This is a genomic window from Pseudomonas sp. BP11-1-1, from assembly GCF_052112105.1.
Classification (GTDB): Bacteria; Pseudomonadota; Gammaproteobacteria; order Pseudomonadales; family Pseudomonadaceae; genus Aquipseudomonas; species Aquipseudomonas alvandae.
Window position 1 is genome coordinate 205,238 of record NZ_JAUTYU010000006.1, and the last position, 21,841, is coordinate 227,078.

General features: G+C 61.8%; 15 protein-coding genes. 6 read left to right on the forward strand and 9 right to left on the reverse strand.

Annotated elements, in window-relative coordinates:
- Positions 1-171: 171 nt before the first annotated feature.
- The 3 genes from Q7C33_RS15175 to Q7C33_RS15185 all read right to left on the reverse strand — a co-directional run bounded on the left by Q7C33_RS15175 (position 172) and on the right by Q7C33_RS15185 (position 7,105).
- The gene (locus Q7C33_RS15175; RefSeq protein WP_407683679.1) at positions 172-819 is read right to left on the reverse strand and encodes a response regulator transcription factor; all 648 of its coding nucleotides are present in this window, start codon (positions 817-819) and stop codon (positions 172-174) included.
- A gap of 80 nt (positions 820-899) precedes the next feature.
- The gene (locus tag Q7C33_RS15180; protein WP_407683680.1) at positions 900-1,502 is read right to left on the reverse strand and encodes a lecithin retinol acyltransferase family protein; all 603 of its coding nucleotides are present in this window, start codon (positions 1,500-1,502) and stop codon (positions 900-902) included.
- 128 nt (positions 1,503-1,630) lie between these two features.
- On the reverse strand, positions 1,631-7,105 hold the full coding sequence (locus Q7C33_RS15185) for a trifunctional serine/threonine-protein kinase/ATP-binding protein/sensor histidine kinase (protein ID WP_407683681.1): 5,475 nt from the start codon (positions 7,103-7,105) through the stop codon (positions 1,631-1,633).
- 428 nt (positions 7,106-7,533) lie between these two features.
- Between Q7C33_RS15185 and Q7C33_RS15190 the strand changes: the two genes are divergently transcribed.
- The 5 genes from Q7C33_RS15190 to Q7C33_RS15210 all read left to right on the forward strand — a co-directional run bounded on the left by Q7C33_RS15190 (position 7,534) and on the right by Q7C33_RS15210 (position 13,059).
- Entirely contained in the window at positions 7,534-7,911 is a 378-nt protein-coding gene (locus Q7C33_RS15190; RefSeq protein ID WP_407683682.1) for a response regulator transcription factor, read from the forward strand.
- 205 nt (positions 7,912-8,116) lie between these two features.
- Positions 8,117-9,583, forward strand: a complete 1,467-nt coding sequence (locus tag Q7C33_RS15195) for an efflux transporter outer membrane subunit (protein WP_407683683.1) — start codon at positions 8,117-8,119, stop codon at positions 9,581-9,583.
- On the forward strand, positions 9,580-11,145 hold the full coding sequence (locus Q7C33_RS15200; protein WP_407683684.1) for an MFS transporter: 1,566 nt from the start codon (positions 9,580-9,582) through the stop codon (positions 11,143-11,145). The genes Q7C33_RS15195 and Q7C33_RS15200 overlap by 4 nt, the downstream gene beginning before the upstream one ends.
- Before the next feature lie 6 nt (positions 11,146-11,151).
- Positions 11,152-12,183 carry an HlyD family secretion protein gene (locus Q7C33_RS15205; protein WP_407683685.1) on the forward strand — a complete coding sequence of 344 codons (1,032 nt, stop codon included), beginning with the start codon at positions 11,152-11,154 and terminating at the stop codon, positions 12,181-12,183.
- Positions 12,184-12,447: 264 nt separating this feature from the next.
- Positions 12,448-13,059: a TetR/AcrR family transcriptional regulator gene (locus Q7C33_RS15210; protein WP_407683686.1), complete on the forward strand. Its 612-nt coding sequence runs from the start codon at positions 12,448-12,450 to the stop codon at positions 13,057-13,059.
- A 34-nt stretch (positions 13,060-13,093) separates the two neighbouring features.
- On the opposite strand, the gene Q7C33_RS15215 is transcribed toward Q7C33_RS15210, so the two are convergent.
- The 3 genes from Q7C33_RS15215 to Q7C33_RS15225 all read right to left on the reverse strand — a co-directional run bounded on the left by Q7C33_RS15215 (position 13,094) and on the right by Q7C33_RS15225 (position 16,966).
- Positions 13,094-14,197 carry a polyamine ABC transporter substrate-binding protein gene (locus tag Q7C33_RS15215; RefSeq protein ID WP_407683750.1) on the reverse strand — a complete coding sequence of 368 codons (1,104 nt, stop codon included), beginning with the start codon at positions 14,195-14,197 and terminating at the stop codon, positions 13,094-13,096.
- Positions 14,198-14,248: 51 nt separating this feature from the next.
- Positions 14,249-15,586, reverse strand: a complete 1,338-nt coding sequence (locus Q7C33_RS15220; protein ID WP_407683687.1) for an alginate export family protein — start codon at positions 15,584-15,586, stop codon at positions 14,249-14,251.
- A gap of 117 nt (positions 15,587-15,703) precedes the next feature.
- Positions 15,704-16,966 carry a serine hydrolase domain-containing protein gene (locus tag Q7C33_RS15225; RefSeq protein ID WP_407683688.1) on the reverse strand — a complete coding sequence of 421 codons (1,263 nt, stop codon included), beginning with the start codon at positions 16,964-16,966 and terminating at the stop codon, positions 15,704-15,706.
- 215 nt (positions 16,967-17,181) lie between these two features.
- Between Q7C33_RS15225 and Q7C33_RS15230 the strand changes: the two genes are divergently transcribed.
- Entirely contained in the window at positions 17,182-18,285 is a 1,104-nt protein-coding gene (locus Q7C33_RS15230) for a sigma-54 interaction domain-containing protein (RefSeq protein WP_258650868.1), read from the forward strand.
- 205 nt (positions 18,286-18,490) lie between these two features.
- Here the strand turns inward: Q7C33_RS15230 and Q7C33_RS15235 are convergent, their stop codons facing one another.
- From Q7C33_RS15235 to Q7C33_RS15245, 3 genes are read right to left on the reverse strand one after another with little or no spacing between them, the layout of a single operon-like run.
- Positions 18,491-19,816 (reverse strand): ABC transporter substrate-binding protein, encoded by a 1,326-nt coding sequence (locus tag Q7C33_RS15235; protein WP_407683689.1) that lies wholly within the window; start codon positions 19,814-19,816, stop codon positions 18,491-18,493.
- A 49-nt stretch (positions 19,817-19,865) separates the two neighbouring features.
- Complete coding sequence (locus Q7C33_RS15240; RefSeq protein ID WP_407683690.1) at positions 19,866-20,933, reverse strand: branched-chain amino acid ABC transporter permease; 1,068 nt, start codon at positions 20,931-20,933, stop codon at positions 19,866-19,868.
- Positions 20,934-20,942: 9 nt separating this feature from the next.
- Positions 20,943-21,824: a branched-chain amino acid ABC transporter permease gene (locus tag Q7C33_RS15245; RefSeq protein ID WP_181287053.1), complete on the reverse strand. Its 882-nt coding sequence runs from the start codon at positions 21,822-21,824 to the stop codon at positions 20,943-20,945.
- Positions 21,825-21,841 lie beyond the last annotated feature (17 nt).

Below are 21,841 nucleotides of genomic sequence, written 5' to 3' on the forward strand. Positions count from 1 at the left end.
GTTTTCGCTCCTCCTGAAAGCGGCACACCCTGGATGTCTGATCCAATCCCTCGTGAAGTTGGCTCTGCGGTAAACCGTTGAGCCACGTTACCCGCCTACACGCCCGAGTCAGTTACCTGTGAGCGCCGCCTTTTTGCCTGATTTCGCCAACGAGTAATGGCGTTTGGCCCGTCAAGCAGGCTCTGCGCCGAGGGTTTCAGCCATTCGCACCAAGTCGGCGAACGACTTGGCATGCATTTTTTTCATGGCGTGGGCGCGATGGATTTTCACGGTGATCTCGCTCAGGTTCATCTGCCCGGCGATCTGCTTGTTCATCAGTCCCTTGGCCGCCAGGGCCATGACTTCTTTCTCGCGGGCCGTCAGTGTCTGGTAACGGGCGTGCAGGCCTGAAAGTTGCTGCTCTACTTCCCTTCGCTTGACGTCGGCCTGGAGTGCCGCTGAGACGGCGTCCAGCAAGTCCTGTTCGCGAAAAGGTTTGGCCAGGAAATCCATGGCACCGGCTTTCATCGCCTTGACGGACATTTCAATGTCGCCGTGACCGGTGATAAAGATGATGGGAATCCTGATATTCGATGCCGCCAACTGGCGCTGGAAATCCAGTCCGCTGCTGCCCTGCAATCGGACATCGAGCACCAGGCAACTGGCACCGTCGGACTGGGGCCGCTGGAGAAACTCTGCGGTGGAGGCGAACGTCTCGACGGGCATGCCAACAGAGCGCAGGAGATTGCTCAGCGCATTGCGAATGGAGGCGTCATCATCGATGACGAACACTACGGAACTGTCGCTGCCCGGCTCATTGGATTTGGAGTTGCCGCTCATGCACGTTCCCCTCGTGTAATGGACAAAAAAGTCTAGCACAGGGCCTTCAGCCCCAACGCGTGCCACGCCTGATCCAGGCGCTACGCGACGAAGTTGTCTCCCAAGGCCGTGATCGATGCAAAAAACTCCCGTGGACGACGCCAGCAAGCATTGAGTTGCACACTGTAGCTTTTCCCGGTCAGGCACCAGGTGCAGAAATGTTCGCAGTTGTTGGAGAACAGCCGGTACTGGTTTTCTCCCAATCTCGAACGCGCCCGATGGACAATTTCATCGGCACGATACTGACCAGCCTCGCGAACTATCCAGAGGGGCTTGCCACTGGCAAAACGTTCAAGACCGGTGACTTCAATCGGTCCCGCCTTCAGCGAGCCGCCGAGCCCTGAATAGTGGGCGACTTTTCCATCGCCCAGGTAAATGCCGTGATGCAGATAGAACCGGCACGGGCTCACCAGGTGCGCACCCAACGGCACCTGGTCGACGGCCATGACATCGACCGGCTCCAACGGGACATTCGCCAATGCGCCGGGCCGCCCAGCGTACTGGCGAGGCTCCAAGGACAGGCAACCTGACGACATGGACACGCTCAAACGATAGAAAACATTCGTAGTGATCAGCGCCAGGCAAATAAGCACGATTGAACGAAGGGATGAAAACTCATCCGCTACGATGGCTGTCAGTTTCATTGCCAGATACTCCGCAACCCGTGCGATCAATCTATCGCGCGGGTTGGCGGGGATCATTTGTACAAGGGATTGCTTCGCTGATCGATTGATATGCGGTCGGTAAACCTAGGTATTAGGGCTTCAGGCGTTCAGCAGCGTTGGATGGGCAGCGTGAACTCCACCGTGGCACCACGGGGTGGATTGGCACCGGCTGTCAAGCAGCCACCATGGGCCTCGATGATCGATCGGCAGATGGATAAACCCAGCCCGAGCCCGGTAGGTTTGGTGGTGTAGAACGACGTAAACACCTGCTCCGTGCATTCCGGGGCGAAACCCGGTCCCGAATCGCTCACCGTCACCCTGACGTATCCATCATCATCCCGCGCGGAGCAGATCAGCAGGTGCCGATCGCCTTCATCGACCCCGGCCATGGCCTCCAGCGCGTTCATGATCAGGTTGAGCAACACTTGCTGCAACTCCACGCGATCGCCCTCGATGGAAGGCAAGGCGTCGGCCAGCTGTGTTTGTATCGAAGCGCCGCTCTTGATGATCTGAAATCGGCTGAACTCGATCATCTCCTCAATCGCCGCGTTGATGTCCACGGGCCCCTTCTGTGGCGGCGCCTTGCGGATATGCTGGCGAATCCGTCCCAGCACGTCAGCGGCCCGATTGGCGTCCAGGACCAGGTGTCCCAGTATTTGCCTGACCTCCTCGATCTCGGGTGGCTGGGCATTGAGCCAACGCAACGCGGCGTCGGCATTGAGGATGGTCGCGGCAATCGGCTGATTGACTTCATGGGCAATCGAGGCGACCAACTGCCCCATGGTCGCTACCCTGTTCGCATGCGCCAGCTCCGTCTGCACCTCGCGATAGCAGCGTTCACTTTCACGGATTTTTTCCTCCGCCTGCCTGCGCTCGGTCAGGTCCAATACAAAGGCCACGCCTTCCCCACTGCCCGCTTCGAACACGGCCAGGCCAACGATGACCGGCAGACGACTGCCATCCTTGCGCCAATATTCCTTCTCGTACGGACAGGCCTGTCCGGTCAGCAGGGCCTGGGCCAATGAGCGCTCGCTCAACTCTCGATACTCGGGCACCGTCAGGTCCCGCCAGCGCAGGCGACCGGAGACCAGGTCCTCTCGCTCGTAACCCACCATGCGCAGGAAAGCGTCATTGGCTTCAATGATGTCGCCCTCGGCATTCCACACGAGAATTCCGATGATATTGGCATCGACGAGGCGCCGGATTTTCGCTTCGCGCTCGGCCACCTCACGATACAAACGGGCATTTTCCAATGAGATGGCCGCACGGGACGCCACCAGGTTCAAGATGGCGATACGCGTCGGACTGAATACGTGGGCGGCAAGGCTGTTTTCCAGGTAGAGCACGCCGACGAGCGTGGCCTGGTTGATCAGCGGCAGGCAGAGCACCGAACGCACGCGCCGCTCAAGCAGGTAGGGATCGGTGGCAAACGGCGCGGCGACCGGCGCCGTGGCGTCGTCAAGAAAAACACTCTCCTGGGTTCGCAGCACATGGTAAAGAATCGACTCCGGCAACAGCTCCGGACTGACCGGGATATCATGCAGTTGCAAGGTGTTGCCGCCCGTCGTCGCTTGCGCTGCGATCCGGTGCCCACCGTCGCCGGCCAGGATCAACAAGCCGCGTTCGGCGCCGGCCTGTTCGATGGCCGTGGCCATGACCCGATCAATCAGCTTTTCCAGGACGATTTCACCCGACACGGCCTGGGAGACTTTCAGGACGGTCGCGATATCCAGCTGCTGCACGGGCGTGGCCATCGTCGAGGCCGGATCGGGCGCGGGCTCCTTATCCCTCAGCCATGGGTATCGGGCTTCAAGCTGACGAACCTTGCCATCAGCCCCCCAGCGCAGATAGCCATAGCGGGCATCCTGCATGTACATGCGAGCGATTTTCTCCAGGCCGCGCCCGGCATAGAACCGTGAAGCCCGTTCGTTGGCCAGCGCCTCGATAGGCATAAAACCGCTTTCCCGGGCGGCCTCCATGGCGTGTTCATAGAGCAACTCGGCTTCGATCAGGCGCCCTTCGACGCGGGCAATCTCCGCCCCCACCAGTGCGGCGCGGCTCGCGAAGTTGTCCGGGCACTGTTGCGCCCAGGCCTGGAGCTGTTGATGCGCCGCCATCATCGCGTTCACGTGTTGCCCCTGCTCATGCGCAGGGGCGTCGGCGCAGACGGCAGCATGGGCCAGGGCTGCAAAAAAATGGAATTCGGCCTCTTCAAAAAACGCTTGGCAAACCCAGAGCAACCGCTGCGCCTTTTCGGCGGCGGCCAATGCCGCTAAAGGCTCATCGGCCATGTAGCGGGCCTGCAGCTTGCGCACCCAGTACAGGCATTCGGCGAGGACCAGGTCGGGATTGCCGGACAAAAGGGTTTCCGTCGTTGGCTCGTCCTGCCCGTCATCGTCCAGACGGCCGAAGGTTGGCGTCTGCCCTCGGAGCATCCGGATCAACAGCAATTGGGTGACGATAAAGTCAGTCACCAGCCCGAACTGCACCTTCTTGGCATATGCCAACCCTCGTTCAGCCTCCCCTTGCACTTCGGCCAGCGACTCGCCAGCAAAGAGCAGGTCCGCGGTGAGGTTATTACCCGCATAGGCGCCATACGGCAGGTCGCCGATCCGGTTCGCCGCCGCAAACGAACGACGCAACAGGTCGCGGCATTCGCCCACGGGCCGCATCCAGCGCACCGCGAAGCATGAGAAACACAGATAGGTGCTGGCCTCGAACCTTTTCAGGCCACGCTGTTCGACCAGGTCGCAGCCAAGCTGGCCAAATCGGAAGCCGACCTCATAGTCACCAAAGCGCCGCCCCGCGACCCTGAACAGGTTGGCGTAGAGCACGCATGAAGCATCACAGTTGCCCCGTTCCAGACTGAGGGTAATCGCCTTGCAGATCAACAAGTCCGCCAGGTTTGCGTCACTTTGCAAGGCTGGGGCGAACAGCTTGCCCAGCGCATTGACGGTTTCCAGCGACGTCGCGTCTTCCATGATCGGCAAGTCGATGAGGTCCTCGATTGCGCGGCCCTCCAGCAGCGTTCCGATCCGGTCGTATTCCTCGCGCACCGCCTCGTCGCTCGGCTGGGAGGACCATTGGATACCGACGTGCCGCAGGTAGGCGAGACAGACCGCGACCGCGCCATCGCTGCGGTCCATGAGCAAATACACGTCCATCATCAAACACGCGACACTGGCGCGCTCACTCAACGTCACGGCACGGTCCGACAACATCGTCAGGCGCTCGTCGGCGACCGCGAGCTGGCCGGTCAGGAACTCACATTCGGCCCGGTTCAGTTCCAGGGCGAAAACAAGCCCGTGTCGATGTGCCCAACAGTCGTCGCCCAACAGCCGGACCCCGATGCTCAGATAGTTGAGTGCCGACGCATAGGCCGTTGACGCCTTGGCCCGTTGGCCGGCCAGCAGGTTGAGCGCCGCCAGCTCCTCGCGCTCGGCAGGGTCCGTGAGCAACGCGGCGCCGAGGTTGAGCTGACCCACGATGTCGAAAATCACTTCATCACGCGCCTGGGAGGATGTTTGTCTGGCCAACGTTCGGCCAATTTTCAAATGCAGCTGGGGGCGTAAGTCGACAGGAATCATCGAATAGGCGGCTTCATGGATGCGGTCATGGACAAACCCGTACGCACCGTCGCGCCGCTCGACCAATTCCTGGCGAATCGCCTCCCAGAAAACCGCTCGGATTTGCGTCCTGGGGATTTCCAGCACGATCGCCAGCGACTTGAGCCCACAGGCGTTGCCCAGGCAGGCAAGCTGCTGCAGGGCTTGTTGTGTGTTTGCCGGCAGGCGGGCCAACTTATCGACCATCAGGTCCACGATATTGTCGGTATAGCCCTTGGCATGGATACGGTCCGGGTCCCACCACCAACGCCGAGCGCCGTGATCGAACGCCAACAGTCCCTCGTCGGCGAGCGCCTGCAGGAACTGAATGACGAAGAAAGGGTTGCCAGCGGTCTTGTCCAACACAAGCTGCGCCAGGGGTTCGATACGCGCCGGCTCATCGTGCAGTGCCTCGGCAACCAACTGCTCGATATGGCCCTTGGCAAGCGGTGCCAGCGTGAGCTCGCTGACCTTTCCCGCGTCACGCAGCGTCTTCAGTTTGCCTGCCAGCGGATGTGACTCATCGACCTCATTGCTGCGGTAGGCCCCGACCAGCAGCAGATAGCGGACGTCGTCGCTGGTCAACAAGTCGTCCAGCAAATCCAGCGTCGCCGCATCAAGCCATTGCAGATCGTCGAGAAACAGCGCGAGCGGATGCTCCCGTCGGGCGAACACACCGATGAAACGCCGCAACACCAGCAGGAAGCGCCGCTGCTCCTGCTGAGGATCGAGTATCGGGACCGCAGGAGGCTCGCCGAGGATAAGCCGCAGTTCGGGAATGAGGTCCGTCATCAGCCGTGCGTTAGGGCCCAACGCCGCCTGCAATGCGTCTCGCCAACCGGCCAGTTCGGCATCGCTCTTGCCCAAGAGCATGCGCACCAGGCTCTGGAACGCTTGAACCAGCGTTGAATAAGGAATATCCCGTCGGTATTGATCGAATTTACCGCTGGCAAACAGTCCCCGTGGCGGCACGAGCACCTTATGCAGTTCATTGACCACCGAGGACTTGCCGATACCGGAATAGCCCGCCACCAAAACGAGTTCCGCCACGCCGTTGTCGACGACGCGGCCGAACGCATCGACCAGCGCCTGGACTTCGCGTTCTCGCCCATAGAGTTTTTCTGGAATCAGCAACCGGTCGGAACTGCCCTGCTCGCCCAGCGCAAAAGCCTCGATACGCCGCCCTTGCCGCCACTGCGCCAGGCACTGGCGCAGGTCGTGTTCGACACTCGCAGCCGTCTGGTAGCGCTCCTCGGCGGTCTTTTCCAACAGCTTCATGACGATCCGGGAAAGCGCCTCGGGAATGGTTTCGATCCGCTCTTTGGGCGACAAGGGTTGTTTGGCGATATGGCAGTGCACCCATTCGATCGGATCAGAGGCAGTGAATGGCAGCGAGCCGGTCAACATCTGGTAAAGCGTGACACCAAAGGAATAAAGATCGCTGCGCGCGTCGATCGAGCGATTCATTTTTCCGGTCTGTTCGGGCGCCATGTAGGCCAGCGTGCCGGCCAGAGTTTCAGGAGCCTGCCGCTCGCGAGGCAAGCGCGACGCAAGGCCGAACCCGGTGAGCCTGGCCTGTCCGTCATCGCAATCGGCCAGGATGTGGCTGGGCTTGATGTCCTTATGGATCAGGCCGCGCTGATGAAGCTTGCCCAATGCCACGGCGATGCTCACTGCAAGTTGCAAGAATCGGGTGATTTCCAGGGGCGATGTCAGCAAGTGCACCAGGGGCAAGCCGCCTGGGTCGCTGAGCATCAGTTGCACCTGGGCGCCTTCACGGACCAGCTGCACAGGCTTCGCCGACCATGCGGCGTCCAACTCGTCCCGCAAGTCGAACTCATGGGCGAGACGGTCGAGACAGTCCGGACGAGGTTGCGCCGTGGCGGGCCGCGCCACCAGGACACTGCCATCGCCTGCGCCCACCGAGCGTCGCTCCCGAGTGAAGATACGCTCGCCATCGTCCCATTGTGTCTGCATGCTGTTTATCCATCGGCACTGGAGCAAAAGTATGTTTCTGTCACATCTGCCGTCGAGCTGGCATCCAGTGTCATATCGCGATTGCCGATGCCGCCGCGTTGATGCGGCTTCCATGGCTGCGCCGGCGACTCGACGGGAAAACGTCGTGTCGGGTTCCGGGACGGATCGTGTTGCCATCGTCAAGATTAGCGCTTCGCCCGTTTCCTTCCCAAATTTTTCCGGATCGCAGATGACCACCAACCTGGCCATTGATCGCCAAGCCCGTCGACGATGCCGCGCCAGTCTATTGGAAATTACGCCGCGATCATTACTCTCCGGGTATCCAGCGTCGCTCCTTTGGTCTTAGCAAGGTATACACAGGTATACTTTTGCACCCGGCGGGACCGCGTATGGTGAAGTGAAGATAGGCGCCATTACGAGCGATCCTCATGCCAGCTACCCCCCTGCAGGACAAACCCACGATTGCGGTAGTCGATGACGACGAATCCGTTCGCGCGGCGCTCGATAACCTGTTGCGATCCAGCGGTTACGCCGTGCGCACCTATCCCGGAGCCTTGGAGTTCCTCGACGCTAAAGCGCCCGGGCAGACGCACTGCCTGGTTTGCGACATCCAGATGCCGCGCATGAGTGGCATCGAGTTGCATCGGCATCTGGTTGAAAGAGGCTGGCGCATTCCCACGCTGTTCATTACCGCTTACCCCCAACTGGCCGCCAATGTTCCAGGGTTGGTCGCTTGCCTGCCCAAGCCCTGCGATGCCAACAGGTTGCTGGAGTGTATCGACAGTGCCCTGCGTCAGCGCCATTGACCGTCTGGGCGGCTTTTTTTCGCCCTCGATATACCTGCGTATAACCCCCCTTGCACCCACGTATGGTTTCGCTGAACCGATGCAGAAGTGCGCCCCGAGGAGCCCGCTCATAACATGCACTGGCGGTGTGTAGACCACCGCTCTGGATTTTTCGCCCCACCGCGGACGCTATTCGAGCGGCGTGCAACGCTCCGGGGAACAGGCTATGTCGGGCTCTCATGATTTACCTCAACACTTTTTCAGGCGTTTCTGCGGCGTCATTGCCGCACTCGGCGCTGCTTGCCTGGCAGGTTGCATGGTCGGCCCGGACTTTGTCAGGCCTGAAGGCGGACTGGACGCTGCGCAACTGGAGCCTCGCCAGGCGCATACCGGCCCCTTTCCCACGTCGGGCGAAGTGCCCGCGCAATGGTGGCTACTGTTCAACGATGGCTTGCTCACTCAGTTGCAGGCCAGGGCCCAGGAAGGAAACCTCGACCTGCAAATGGCGTCCGAACGCATCGAGCAAAGCCGTGCTCAGCTGGGCATCGCCGCGTCGCAACTGTTGCCGGAGGTAGGCGCCAATGCCAGCTATGCCCGTGAGGGCCTGAGCGAGAACGGCAAGTCCGCAGCGCTCGGTGCCCCCACCGCCCCGCAGAATTTCTGGCAACTGGGTTTCGACGCCGGTTGGGAAATCGATCTATGGGGTCGCGCCCAGCGCCTGCGCGAAGGCGCGGCCGCGACTGTCGAGGCCACGCTGTATGATCGCGAAGCCGCGCGGGTGGCCTTATCCGCCGAAGTCGCGCGGACCTACTTGCAGTTGCGCGGGACCCAAGCGCAACAGGACATTGCCCGGCAGAACCAGGCCGTTGCCGAACGCACCCTGGCCCTGGCCGAAAGCCGCGAACGCAACGGCGTGGCGACACGCTTCGAAACCTCCTCCGCTCGCGCGCAACTGGCAGCGGTCAAGGCCCTGTTGCCTGAACTGGCCCAGCGTCGTAACGCACAGATGAATGCCCTCGCGCTGCTGTTGGGCGAACAACCCCGCGCCCTCGATGCACAGCTGCGCGAAGCCATGCCCCTGCCGTCGCTGCCCACGCGCGTTCCGCTCGGCGTGCCGTCCGAACTGGCCCACCGGCGTCCCGATATCCTGCGCGCCGAAGCGCAACTGCACGCCGCCACGGCAGCCATCGGCGTCGCAAAGGCTGATTTCTATCCACGCATTGGCTTGAAAGGACGGGTCGGCGTAGAAGCGTTTAACAGCGGTGACCTGACCAGCTGGGACTCGCGCACGTTCTCCGTCGGGCCGACGGTCTACTTGCCCATTTTCCAGGGCGGGCGTTTGAAACAGCGCCTGACCTTGACCGAATCACAGCAAAAGGCTGCCGCGCTCGCCTATCGCCAGACCGTGTTGCAAGCCTGGCATGAAATAGACAACGCCCTGGATGCCTGGGCTGCCCAACAACGCGAGCATGACGAGCTGCTGGTTTCATACGAGCAGAACAGGCAGGCACTCCACGCCGCCGAACGGGGTTACGAACAAGGCGCCGCCGACTATCTCAGCGTCCTCACTGCGCAACTCAATGTGCTCGCCAGCCAGACCCGCCTCAATGCCAGCACGACCAATGCCACCCTCACCGTGGTCAATCTCTATAAATCCCTGGGTGGCGGTTGGGCTCCGGAGCAGGTTCGATGAACGGCATGGCCTTGTCGCCAGCGGCGGTTGCCATCAGCCAACTGCCTCAGGCAACAGACTCGAAACGGCCACTGATCGGTTTGCTGGGGATTTTCCTCGCGGCGATGATGGCGGGACTGAACATCCGGGTTGGCGCGCTGGCACTCGCGGATTTGAGGGGCGCATTGGGCTTTGGTCTGGACGACGCCTCCTGGCTCACCACGGCCTACAGCGCCGGGGAGCTGATCGCCATGCCCTTTTCCGCATGGTTCGCCGTCACCTTCTCGGTCCGTCGTCTTGAACTTTGGGTGCTGGCTGCCTGTACGATGCTCGCCGTGATGCTGCCCTTTGTCCGCGACCTGGAACTGCTGCTGACGCTGCGCTTCGCCCAAGGCATCGCCAGTGGCACGACGATTCCGTTGCTGATGATGGCCGCCCTGAAGTTCTTGCCGCCTCCCATACGGCTATACGGACTGGCGTTGTACGCAATGACTGCGACGTTCGCGCCCAACCTGTCCATCTGGCTCGCCGGTTACTGGACGGATGGCTTGCAGGATTGGCGCTGGGTGTACTGGCAGATCATTCCCCTGACCTGCCTTGCTGCAGGACTGATCGGCTGGGGGCTCCCGAAGGAGCCCGTCCAGGCCCACCGCTTCGGACAAGCCAACTGGTTGGGCATGGCCTGCGCGGTGCCCGGCCTGGGCCTGATAGCGGTTGCCCTGGACCAGGGCATACGGCTGGACTGGCTGGAGTCGCCGTTGGTGGCTTCGTCGCTGACGGCAGGCCTGGCGCTGCTGGCGATTTACCTATTGACCGAGTGGTATCACCCGTCACCGTTCATCAAATTGCAGATTCTCGGGCGCCGCAACCTCGGACTGGGCTGTACGTTATTCCTTTCCCTGCTCGTGGTGCTGACGTCCGGCTCCCTGTTGCCCGCCAGCTATCTGGGCCCGCTACAGCAATATCGGACGTACCAGATGGCGTCCATCGGCCTGCTCGTCGCGCTGCCGCAGTTAGTGCTGGGCCCCTTGGTTGCGCTGGTTCTTTATCAGAAGTGGATCGATGCCCGCCTCGTCTTTGCCACCGGGTTGATCCTGATTGCCCTGGCGTGCCTGTGTGGCGCGCAATTGACCAGCGACTGGAATCGCGACCAGTTCGTGCTGGCGCAAGCGCTCCAAGCCCTGGGGCAACCCATGGCCGTCGTCTCGATGCTGTTCCTGATCACCAGCGTAGTGCAGCCTGCCGAAGGGCCATACGTGTCGGGCACCATCAATACGTTGCGTGCCTTCGGATCACTGGCCGGCGCTGCGCTGGTCGGGCAATTGATGATCACGCGTGGACGCTTTCACGCAGAGATGTTGCTCGACCAGGCCGCCCTGGCCGGTAACGCCTTGCCTTCAGTACCAGCGCCGCTGCAGTTGACGACTCTCGTCAGCCAGCAATCGCTGGTGCTGTCGATCGCCGATGCCTACCGCGTGCTAGGGGTGCTCGCCCTGTTGCTGATTCCTCTCGTGCTGCGCCTGAGCTTCATCCCGGCCCCTGTCATCCAGGCCGCCTCGCCCCCAACGTCCTCAAACGGTTGACCCATCATGGCATTACCAAAGAAAGCCAAGTTCATCAGTGTATTGCTGCTCACCATAGCAATCAGCGGGGCTGTCTATTTCAACCGTCCCGAATCCGCAGCGTCAGTCCAGTCGACTGACGACGCCTACGTGCTCGCCGACTTCACGACGGTAGCGCCTCAAGTGTCCGGCACGGTGGATTCGGTGTTGATCGAAGACAACCAGACGGTGAACAAAGGAGACTTGCTCGCGACCATCGATGATCGAGATTTCATCGCCGCCGTGAACGCCGCCAAAGCCCAGGTCGCCAGCGCCCGCGCCGGCATCGCGAGCCTGCAAGCACACCTGGCCCGGCAGGCCACCGCCATTCGCCAGGCACAAGCGGCGCTGGCGGCGAGCGAGGCCGAACTCAAGCTGGCGGCTGTCAACCAGACGCGGTATCGCAACCTGGCCAACGATGGCTCAGGCACCGTGCAGGCGCGGCAACAGGCCGAAGCACAACTGAGCATCCAGCAAGCACGCCGGGACCGAAGCGAGGCAGGCCTACAGGCTGCCCGGCAACAAGTGGACGTGCTCAAGGCCGACCTGGAAAAAGCTGCGGCGACCCTTGCCCACGCCGAAGCCACGCAAGCGATCGCCGAACTGAAACTTTCCTACACTCGGATTACCGCGCCGATCAGCGGCACGATCGGGCAGAAATCGCTCCGGGTCGGTGCGTTCGTCAATGCAGGCAGCCCCTTGCTGGCGATAGTCCCCCTCGATGCCGTGTACATCACGGCAAATTTTCGCGAGACGCAACTGGCGCGCGTAGCGGTCGGACAAACCGTGGAAATTTCCGTGGACGCCTTGCCGGGCGAGGCGCTGCGGGGCACTGTACAGAGCCTGGGGCCGGCCAGCGGCGTCAGCTATTCGACCGTCGCACCGCACAACGCCACCGGCAATTTCACCAAAATCGTCCAGCGCCTGCCGGTGCGCATTCGCATCAATCCTGACCAGCCCGACGCGACGAAACTGCGCGTTGGGATGTCCGTTACGCCACGTATTCGTGTGGGTGGGTGACGTTCGGGCCTGCGGCGCCAGACGGACCCGCACGATGCGTTCAAATATGTGCTTTAAAGTTTTAATCCAGTTAAGTATTTTTAGCGGAAGCTGAGGGCATGCCCCTGTCAGCCATGAGAAATCCTGTGGGAGCGAGCTTGCTCGCGATTGCGGTGCGTTAGTTGAGTATAAGGCGGCTGACACACCGCTATCGCGAGCAAGCTCGCTCCCACATGGGTTTGTGGCTAGCCCCCTCGATTTCCTCTATCCAACAAGGACCTCTTCGTGACCGGACTGCGTGAACGTCAGAAAGCCGAACGCCGCCAAGCCATCAGCAAGGCGGCGGTGGCGTTGTTCGAGCGCCAGGGTTTCCAGAACACCACCATCGAGCAGATCGCCAGCCAGGCCGGGGTCTCGGCGCCGACGGTGTTCAAGTACTTCGGAAACAAGCAGGAAATCATCCTGGAGATCCTCCACGACGCCGACCAGCGCGCGCTCAAGGACACGCGCAGCCAGATCCCCGAAATCGACGACCCCGTCGAGGCGCTGTGCTATCTGGAGCGGCTGCTCACCGGTTACGCCTTGGAAGTGATGCACCCAAGCCTCTGGCGGGAGTTGCTGCCGCTGATCCTGTTCGGTGGCGGCAACGGTTTGCCCGAAGGCTATCGAGCGATGAACGACGCCCTCCGGGCCGAGATCAGTGGTTTGCTCAGGGAACTGCAGCAAGCCGGCAAGCTGCGCCCGGACCTGGACGTCGAACTCGCCGCGTTCCTGCTCAACGACTACTCGCACCTGCAATTGTTTCGCCTGGTGAACCAGGAACAGCCAGACATCGAGGCGCACTCCTCCCAGGTCCGGCGCATCACCGAGCTGCTGTTCCAGGGCATGCGGGCCTGAGCGAGCCCGGCGTCGCAACGCCGGGCTGCGCTGATCAGCGATTGGTCTTGATGGCGGTCCAGGTGCGAGTGCGGATCCGCTCGGCGGCGGGTGACACCGGCGCCAAGGCGAACAGCGTCTTGCGGGCTTCGTCCGGCACATACATCGCCGGGTTGTTGCGGATCTCTGCATCCACCAGCGGCGTGGCGTCCATGTTCGGGTTGGGGTAGCCGATCTTGTTGCTGATCCGTGCGATGACGTCGGGACGCAAGATGTAGTTGATGAACGCGTAGGCCTCCGCGGTGTGTGGGGCATTGGCGGGGACCATCATCACGTCCGACCACATCGGCGCGCCTTCCTTGGGCAGCGCCATCGCCACCTTGACGCCCTTCCCTGCGGCGTCGGCCAGTCGCGTGGCCAGGGCGACCCCGCCGGACCAACCCACGCCCACGCAAATCTCGCCGTTGGCCAGGTCCATGCCATAACGCGACGAATTGAAATAGGTCACGTAGGGGCGGATCTTCGACATCGTGGCCTGCGCCTGGGCATAGTCCTCGCGCTTTTCACTGTTGGGATCCAGCCCGGCGTAATGCAGGGCGATGGGCACGATCTCGTTGGCGGCATCGAGGAAACCGACGCCGCAATGGGTGAGCTTGGCCATGTTCTCTTCCTTGAAAATCATGTCCCAGCTGTCCATCTGCACATCGGCACCGAGTGCTTGGCGAACCTTGTCGACGTTGTAGCCGATCAACGTCGTGCCCCATAGGTACGGCGCCGCATAACGATTGCCCGTATCGCCCACCGCTTCCAGGGACTTCATGAACTGCGGATCGAGGTGCTTCCAATTCGGCAACTGGCTGCGGTCCAACGGCTGGACGGCGCCAGCGGCAACCAAATGACTGATGTTGGAACTGCTCGGGTACACCACGTCATACCCGGAGTTGCCGGTCAGCAGCTTGGATTGCAACGTCTCGACGCTGTCAAAAACGTCGTAGATTGGGCGGATGCCGGTTTCCTCCTCGAAGCTCTTGAGGATTTCCGGTGGCAGGTATTCGATCCAGTTGTAGATTCGCACGGTCCGCTCCTCGGCCAGGCTCGCACCGCAGATCAGCATCGAAACGACTGCACCTGACAGCGTTTTGGACAACAGACTCTTCATACTCAAGCTCTTCATTATCTGACTCCAGCGCGGCCGCGACGGCTCGCGGCATCAATAGCGGTAGGTGAGGTAGAGTTCCAACGCACTGAATTCCCGATCGTCGCCAAACACCTGCCGGGCCGCCGCCAGTGGCTTGACCCAGTTATACGAGAGTGAAGTGGTCAGCGACTTCGAAGCCGCCCAGTCGAGGAAGATTACGCTCTCGTCGGCAAAGCGCCGATCGCTGACCGCCGCGCCCATGTAGTTTTTTTCGTCGAGCCAGAATTGATAGTGGATCGCGCCCAGGGTGAGGGTTTCGTCGAGGTGGGTCTTGAGGGAGAACTGCTGGACGTTTTCGTTGCTGTTGAACAGCAGGTAGTTACCGACCACATCGCCGATCAGCCAGGTGCTCCAATCGACGAACCCTTTGCTCAAGGGCTCCCAGGCTTGCTGGCGGTTGTCCGTGAGGTTGCCGTCGCCGGAGAAACTTGCGTAGCGGTAACCAAGGACGGGCGTCAAAGGCAGGCGGTTGAAGGCATAGTCAGCCTGGCCGTACCAGGCCTTGGCGTCGTAATCCACACCTTCGCCGCTGCCGCGTTCCAAGGCGTATTCGGCGTTCAGCGTCAGGTCGGGAATGCCCGGGATCCTGGCGTTCAGCGCCCTGACGTTGTACACCAGCATGCCATCGCGACGTCGCGGCGAGGCCGGGTCCTTGTGCCCCATGGCCTTGACCTTGAACGCGGTGGCGCCGAGCGTGACCTGGTCCTGGACGTTGTAGTCGAGGTTCACGCCGCTCATGCGAAAGTCACCCAGGTCGCTGTCTGTCCCGAGGATGAAGCCTTGGGTCTTGAGCGCGCCATGATCCCAGGCAACCACGGCGGAGTCCTTGAACGCCGTCCGTGGGGCCAGCCAATAGGCGCCGTCCTTCAACTGATCGAGGTTGCCATCCATCACGATGAAACCGGTGCCGATCATGTAGTTCTGGCGGCCGGCGGTGACGGTCCATTCACCGGTGCGGAACCCGCCGTAGAACTCCTCGGTGTCGACCTTGCCGTCGGAGCCGCGGGTGAAGCCACCGGCATCGCCGTCTCCCGTGTTGGTCGCGCCGACGAGGGAGCCGCCGGCCAACAGCGCGAAGTCCGGCTGCAAGGCATATTCCAGCTTGACGCCGGGCTTGACGTAGAACTCCTGCCAATCGATTTTCGTGCCGTCGTTCCTGCCGCTGCGCATGTCGACGCGGCCCGCGCCGAAATTGACGTTGCGGGTGGAAAGCGCCGCCGCACCGGCGGTGAGATTGACTTCGCCCTTGAAGTTGCCGTCTTCGAAGGTATAGCCCGCGAAGGCGGCCTGGGTCGCCAAGGGAAGCCCGAGCGCCAACAGCGTCCGGGACACATGGGTCGTGCAAACCATAAGTAGCTCCTGTTGATTTATTGTTGTTACAGGGCAGTGAATGGCGGCGCAGAACGTCGCCAACACCTGGCGAGGCCAGGTGAACGAAACGTGATTTCTTGTGGGGCGCAGCTCAGCTCAGCGGGCAAGGTCCGCTGCGATTGCGCGCAACATGCGCACGCTGTCGCCGTCGAACGGGCTGACCGCCTCTTTCAACGACGATTGCTTGACGATCACCACGCCGGAAGGCTTGTCGATGAACAGGTATTGGCCATGGATGCCGCCGGCCATGAGCGCCTGGCTGTGGTCGTTGAACACGTACCATTGGCTGCGGTAGGACGCGCCGGGGGTCCACTCGGCGAAGTCCGGTGAGGTGGCGTAGACCGCCGGGTCGGCGCCGGCGGCGATGCGGGCGACGGTCTGCGCCGGGAGCAATTGGCGGCCGTCATGGCGACCCTCGTTGGCGAGCAATCGGCCGAAACGCGCCATGTCGCGCAAGGTGGCGTTGAACCCGGCACCGGCCACGCTGCGCCCCCACGGGTCAGCCAGGAAATAACCATCGCGCTCGCAGCCCAACTGGCCCCAGATCTTCGCCAGCAGTTGATCGCAGGACTGGCCCGACGCCCGCTCCATCACCCAGGCCAGCGCTTCCGTCGTCGCCGTGACGTAATGGAAGAATCCCCCATGACCGCCCTGCTTCTTCAATGACGGCAGGAACTGATACAGCGACTCGAACTGCGCATATTCGGCCGGCGCCGGCTGGAACCCGCAGGCGTAGCCGTACTGGGAGCTTTCCGAGTCCGGGTCTTCATAGACTTCGCTGTAGGCGATGCCGACGGCCATGTCGAACAACTGCCGCACCGTTGCATCGCCGAAGGCGCTGGCGGCCAGTTCCGGTACGTAGTCGGCGGCAGGTCGGGCCGGATCCAGCAAGCCTTCACTTACCAACTGCTCACCCAGGGTGCCGATCAGCGATTTGGTCACCGAAAACATGACGTGGCGGTCGTGGGGTTGTTGGCCGTTGAAGTAGCGCTCGAACAGCACCGTGTCGCCCTGCATGACCAGGAAGGCATCTGTCTGGCTGGCCACGAGATGGTCGATGACGCTGATGCTCAAGCCACATTCGCTGTCGAAATGCAGTTGATCCAGCGCCCGTGGCGCCTGCTGCAACGGGCTGACCGGGCCGGTGCCTGCCGGAACATCGATCGAAGGCCGCAGCCGCGCGAGGTGGCGGAATCCCCATTGGTTGAACGGCGGGCGCATCCAGTTGTGCCAGGTGACGCGGTGCTGGGGTTTGGCGGGAAAGCCCTGCATGAACGTGGGTGCCACGCTCGCTCGAATGGGCGATTCGTGGGCCTGGACATAAAGGTTGGCCAGAGTAGGCACAGTGTTCTGATTCATCGGGTCGCCCCTGGAAATGACTCTGCGTCAAAGCAGATGCAGAGAAATAATTACCCGATGTATTTCTTTAGTCAATAAATGTTTTTACCAAGAGCAAGCTTTTGCGCAACCACTGGGCGATCAGCGCCCAGCCTTAAGCTTATAACTTGATGTTATTTGTTTTATATTTTTTAGATCACTTAGATTAACGTTCCCTCACCAAACGGGCCACCGTCATGCAACTCCTCACGCTTCCCCCCTCGCCCGGCCTGGCCACCTCGATTCGTGCCACGGCCCAAGTGTTCGCAGACCCCAGTTCCCAGGCCTTGCTTGCCCATTTGCAGCAAGTGGCGCCCAGCGACGCCAGCGTATTGATCATCGGCCAGACCGGCACCGGCAAGGAATTGGTGGCGCGCCACGTCCACAACCTCAGCGCCCGACGCGACAAGCCGTTCGTGGCAGTGAACTGCGGGGCGTTTTCCGAGACGCTGGTGGAAGCCGAGCTGTTCGGCCATGAGAAAGGCGCGTTCACCGGCGCATTGACGGCCAAGGCCGGGTGGTTCGAAGAGGCCGATGGCGGCACGCTGTTCCTGGATGAAATCGGTGACTTGCCGCTGCCGATCCAGGTCAAGTTGCTGCGCGTTCTACAAGAGCGCGAAGTCGTCCGCCTGGGCTCGCGCAAGAGCATCAAGATCAACGTGCGGGTGCTGGCGGCCACCAACGTGCAATTGGAAAGAGCCATCAACGCCGGGCACTTTCGCGAGGACCTGTATTACCGCTTGAATGTAGTGAGCCTGGTGCTCAAGCCCTTGCGCGAACGGCCCGGCGACATCCTGCCGCTGATCCGTCATTTCATTGCCGAATACAGCCGCAGGCTGGGTCATGGCGAGGTCACGCTGGATGCCCAGGCCCAGCGTAAACTGCTCGATTACTCCTGGCCGGGGAATATTCGCGAACTGGAAAACGTCATCCATCACACCTTGCTGATTTGCCGCAACAGGGTGATCGGCGAGCAGGACCTGCACCTGTCCAACTTCCGCATCGAACGTCAGGTCGCGCCGCAGGACAGCGCGCCGCAAACGGCGGAAGCATTGCTGGAAAAAGCCTTTGTACAATTGCTCGAGCAAGCGCAAGGCGATGTCCATGAAAAAGTCGAAGCCGCCCTGCTGCGCACCGCCTACCGCTACGCCAGTTGCAACCAGGTCCATACCGCCAGCCTGCTGGGCCTGAGCCGCAACGTCACCCGCAGCCTGCTGATCCGGATTGGTGAATTGGTGGTCAACAAACGCCGCGGGGCGCTGAGCACGCGGGATGGGCGAGTGGTGAACCTTTCAACTTGAGCCAACGCTCACCTGTGGCGAGGGAGCTTGCTCCCGCTGGGCTGCGAAGCAGCCCCAACCTGTCGCTGTGATGCCAGATCCACTCAATCAGCTGCATTGGGGGCGCTACGCGCCCCAGCGGGAGCAAGCTCCCTCGCCACGGGTTCGCTGTCTGGACGAAAGGCCATCACCCCGCTAGGCAGCTTGGCAAAAGCGCCCCCAATCGTCAGGATTCCTTGCTGCAATCACGCGGCGTGATGCCCTTTTCCCGCGCGTACTGGTGCGACGAGGCTTCGATGATCGGCCGCAGCAAGGCGCGGTCGGCCTGTACCCAGTCGCTGATCAGTTTCCATTGCGTACCGTCCCACTGCTGGAAGCGCACCGCGCCGCCCCCTTCATGGTCCGAGCAGGACAACTGCAGCGGCTGCACCAGCCCCAAGGCGCCCAGCTCCTTCAGACGGGCGTCATCCAGCCTGAGGTTCTCGAAGCCCCAGCGCACCTGCTCGCCGGTCAACGGTTGCTGGCCGAATTTCTGCTGGGCGATGCGCAGGGCCTCGACGTTGAGGATACCGTTGACCACGCCCAGGTTGTAATACACCGTGCCGAAACGCTTGGGGTCCGCCAAGTCGCCGTGGCCCGCGTCGACCACGTCCTTCCTGATGCCTTGCAGCACCGGGAAATCGGTGCCCGACGGGTGCGTGGTAATGGCGATGAAACCCTTGGCGGCGGCACCGGCCGGCGCGGCGTCGTCTTCGGAGTTGCTCCAGATGTTGCCGATGATATGGTCCGCCGGGAATCCGACTTTCTGCGCGGTTTTCAGTGCCACCGGGTTCATCACACCCCAGCCACGCAGGATCACCCAATCGGGTTTTTCCCGACGGATGTTCAGCCATTGCGATTGTTGTTCGTTGCCCGGATGCGGCACCTCCAGCAGGGTCAGGGTAAAGCCGTATTTGTCCGCCAGGGTCTGCAACACCTCGTTGGTTTCCTTGCCGTAGGGCGAGCCGTGGTACAGGGTGACGATCTTCAGTCCCTTGAGCTTGTCCAGCCCGCCGGCGCGCTGGCCGATGTAGTTGATGATCGCCGACACTTCGGAATACGGGTTCAATTGCAGCGGGAAGACGTAGGGAAACACGCTGCCGTCAGTGGAGTCCGTGCGGCCGTGGTTGATGGTGATCAGCGGCAATTTGTCGGCCGTCGAACGGTCCAGCGTGGCGTAGGCGATGCCCACCGACAACGGGTTGGTGGCAGCCGCCGGCGCGCCGTTCAAACCTTTCTTCAGGCGTTCGTAGCACTCGACGCCCTTCTCCACCACGTACTCGGTTTCGCATTCGCTCCAGGTCAGCTTCACCCCGTTTACGCCGCCGTTGGCGTTGACGTATTTGAGGTAGTCGATGAAGCCACCGAAAAACCCGGTGCCACCGGCCGCGTAGGGACCGACGCGATAGCTTTGCAGCGGGAAGTATTGTTCATTGCCCGCCTGCACGGATAACGCTGCGGCGGTGAGTGTCAGGGCCAGCGCGAGGCGGCTGGCGATCGATCGTTTGGACATCGGATTTTCCTTGTTATGAAGCCATAGAGAATCAACGCAATGGAGCTGTTCAGTAGCGCAACGGCCAACGCCGAGCACGCTCGCGAAAACGTTGCCAGAGGCGCGCAAGGCCCTCCGGCTCCTTGATCAGGAACAGGATGATCAGGGCGCCAAAAAACATCTTTTGCAGGTTCTCCAGCTGGCCGGCGTCGATCAGCCCGCCGGGCAGCAGCGACGCCAGGTTGGAAAGCAGCACCGGGAACAGGACGATGAAGGCCGCCCCGAGGAAGTTGCCCGACAGGCTGCCAAGGCCGCCAATAATGATGATGAACAGGATCTGGAAAGAGCGACTGAGATCGAAGCCATGGGGCTCGACGGTGCCCAGGTAAGCGAAGGCCCACAGCGCCCCGGCCACGCCTAGGTAAAACCCGCTGAGGGCAAAGGCCAGCAGCTTGGTTTTCGCCAGGGGAATACCGATCACCGCCGCGGCCGTGTCCATGTCGCGCACGGCCATCCACTGGCGTCCCAGTTCGCTGCGCACCAGGTTCTTGCCCAGCCAGAACAGCACCACCACCACGGTCAGGGTCAACAGATAACGACCGGCCGGCGCATCCAGGTTCACACCGAAAATGTCCAGGCGCGGCGCGCTGATGACCCCCGATGCGCTGTCATTGGAAAACCAGCCAAACCGGGTCAGCGCCCAGCCCACGAAGAACTGCGCCGCCAAGGTCGAGACCAGCAGATAGAAGCCCTTGATCCGCAAACTTGGCAAGCCGAACAACGCAGACACCAACGCCGCCGCCAGCCCGCCCAGGGCGATGCTGATCAATAACGGCAAACCGTCGACACGCACTTCAAGGTTGTACGTGGCAAACGCCCCCACGGCCATGAACGCCGCAGAACCCAAGGACAATTGCCCGGCGTAGCCGGTGAGCAAATTCAGTCCGAGCCCAGCCAGGGACAGCACCAGGAAAGGGATGAGGATTGCGCTGAGCCAGTAGTCGTTCCCCACCCACGGCACCACGACAAAGGCAACCGCCAGCAGCGCCGCGAGCCCATGGCGATCCTGGCGCAAGGGGAAGCTACGGCGATCCTCGGCATAACGGGTGTTGAACTGGCCTGCTTCTCGATAAAACATATTGTTCTCCTAGACCCGTTCGATGGCGCGTTCGCCAAACAGCCCCGCCGGCCGCACCAGCAGGAACAGCAGCGCCAGCCCATAGGGAAACCAGTTCTCGATGCCGCTGCCGATGATTGGCCCCAGGTACACCTCCGCCAGTTTCTCCGAGGCGCCGATGATCAGCCCGCCGACAATCGCCCCGCTGATCGAGGTGAAGCCGCCGATGATCAGCACCGGCAACGCCTTGAGTACCACCAGCGATAGCGAGAACTGCACCCCCAGCCGAGCGCCCCAGAGCAGGCCGGCGACCAGGCCGACGAAGCCCGCCACCGTCCACACCACCACCCACACCCGCTGCAACCGGATGCCCACGGCCAATGCCGCCAAGGGATCGTCGGCCACCGCCCGCAACGCCAACCCCAAGCGGGTCTTGTTGAACAGCCAGGACAACAGCGCCACCAGTGATGCGGCGGTCAGCGCGGCGAAAATGTCGAACTGCGACAGCAGCATCCCGCCGAGTTCCAGCGGTTCGTCGCTGATGCCCAGGTCCAAGCCGTGCACCTGCGCGCCCCACAGCGCCTGGGCGAAACCTTCGATGACGTAGGAAAGCCCCAGGGTGGCCATGAACAGCGTGATCGGCGAGCGATTGACCAGCGGGCGCAGCACCACGCGCTCCACCGCCACGGCAATCAACAGCATGGCCGCCAGGCTGATGAGAAACGCCAGCCAGAACGGCACGCCGCGTTCCAGCAGGCTGACGAAGGTCAGCGCGGAAAACAGCACCATCGCGCCCTGGGCGAAATTGAACACCCCGGAGGCCTTGTAGATCAGCACGAAACCGATGGCCACCAAGGCGTACATCACCCCCGCGAGCAACCCGCCAATCAATACTTCAAAGAAAAATTCCATCGTGTTTTCCTGTTTCG

What these genes read in the sequence shown, in the direction of transcription:
- Q7C33_RS15175 (WP_407683679.1), bottom strand. Translation starts at nt 819, where the DNA reads ATGAGCGGCAACTCCAAATCCAATGAGCCGGGCAGCGACAGTTCCGTA.
- Q7C33_RS15180 (WP_407683680.1), bottom strand. Translation starts at nt 1,502, where the DNA reads ATGAAACTGACAGCCATCGTAGCGGATGAGTTTTCATCCCTTCGTTCA.
- Q7C33_RS15185 (WP_407683681.1), bottom strand. Translation starts at nt 7,105, where the DNA reads ATGCAGACACAATGGGACGATGGCGAGCGTATCTTCACTCGGGAGCGA.
- Q7C33_RS15190 (WP_407683682.1), top strand. Translation starts at nt 7,534, where the DNA reads ATGCCAGCTACCCCCCTGCAGGACAAACCCACGATTGCGGTAGTCGAT.
- Q7C33_RS15195 (WP_407683683.1), top strand. Translation starts at nt 8,117, where the DNA reads ATGTCGGGCTCTCATGATTTACCTCAACACTTTTTCAGGCGTTTCTGC.
- Q7C33_RS15200 (WP_407683684.1), top strand. Translation starts at nt 9,580, where the DNA reads ATGAACGGCATGGCCTTGTCGCCAGCGGCGGTTGCCATCAGCCAACTG.
- Q7C33_RS15205 (WP_407683685.1), top strand. Translation starts at nt 11,152, where the DNA reads ATGGCATTACCAAAGAAAGCCAAGTTCATCAGTGTATTGCTGCTCACC.
- Q7C33_RS15215 (WP_407683750.1), bottom strand. Translation starts at nt 14,197, where the DNA reads ATGAAGAGTCTGTTGTCCAAAACGCTGTCAGGTGCAGTCGTTTCGATG.
- Q7C33_RS15220 (WP_407683687.1), bottom strand. Translation starts at nt 15,586, where the DNA reads ATGGTTTGCACGACCCATGTGTCCCGGACGCTGTTGGCGCTCGGGCTT.
- Q7C33_RS15225 (WP_407683688.1), bottom strand. Translation starts at nt 16,966, where the DNA reads ATGAATCAGAACACTGTGCCTACTCTGGCCAACCTTTATGTCCAGGCC.
- Q7C33_RS15230 (WP_258650868.1), top strand. Translation starts at nt 17,182, where the DNA reads ATGCAACTCCTCACGCTTCCCCCCTCGCCCGGCCTGGCCACCTCGATT.
- Q7C33_RS15235 (WP_407683689.1), bottom strand. Translation starts at nt 19,816, where the DNA reads ATGTCCAAACGATCGATCGCCAGCCGCCTCGCGCTGGCCCTGACACTC.
- Q7C33_RS15240 (WP_407683690.1), bottom strand. Translation starts at nt 20,933, where the DNA reads ATGTTTTATCGAGAAGCAGGCCAGTTCAACACCCGTTATGCCGAGGAT.
- Q7C33_RS15245 (WP_181287053.1), bottom strand. Translation starts at nt 21,824, where the DNA reads ATGGAATTTTTCTTTGAAGTATTGATTGGCGGGTTGCTCGCGGGGGTG.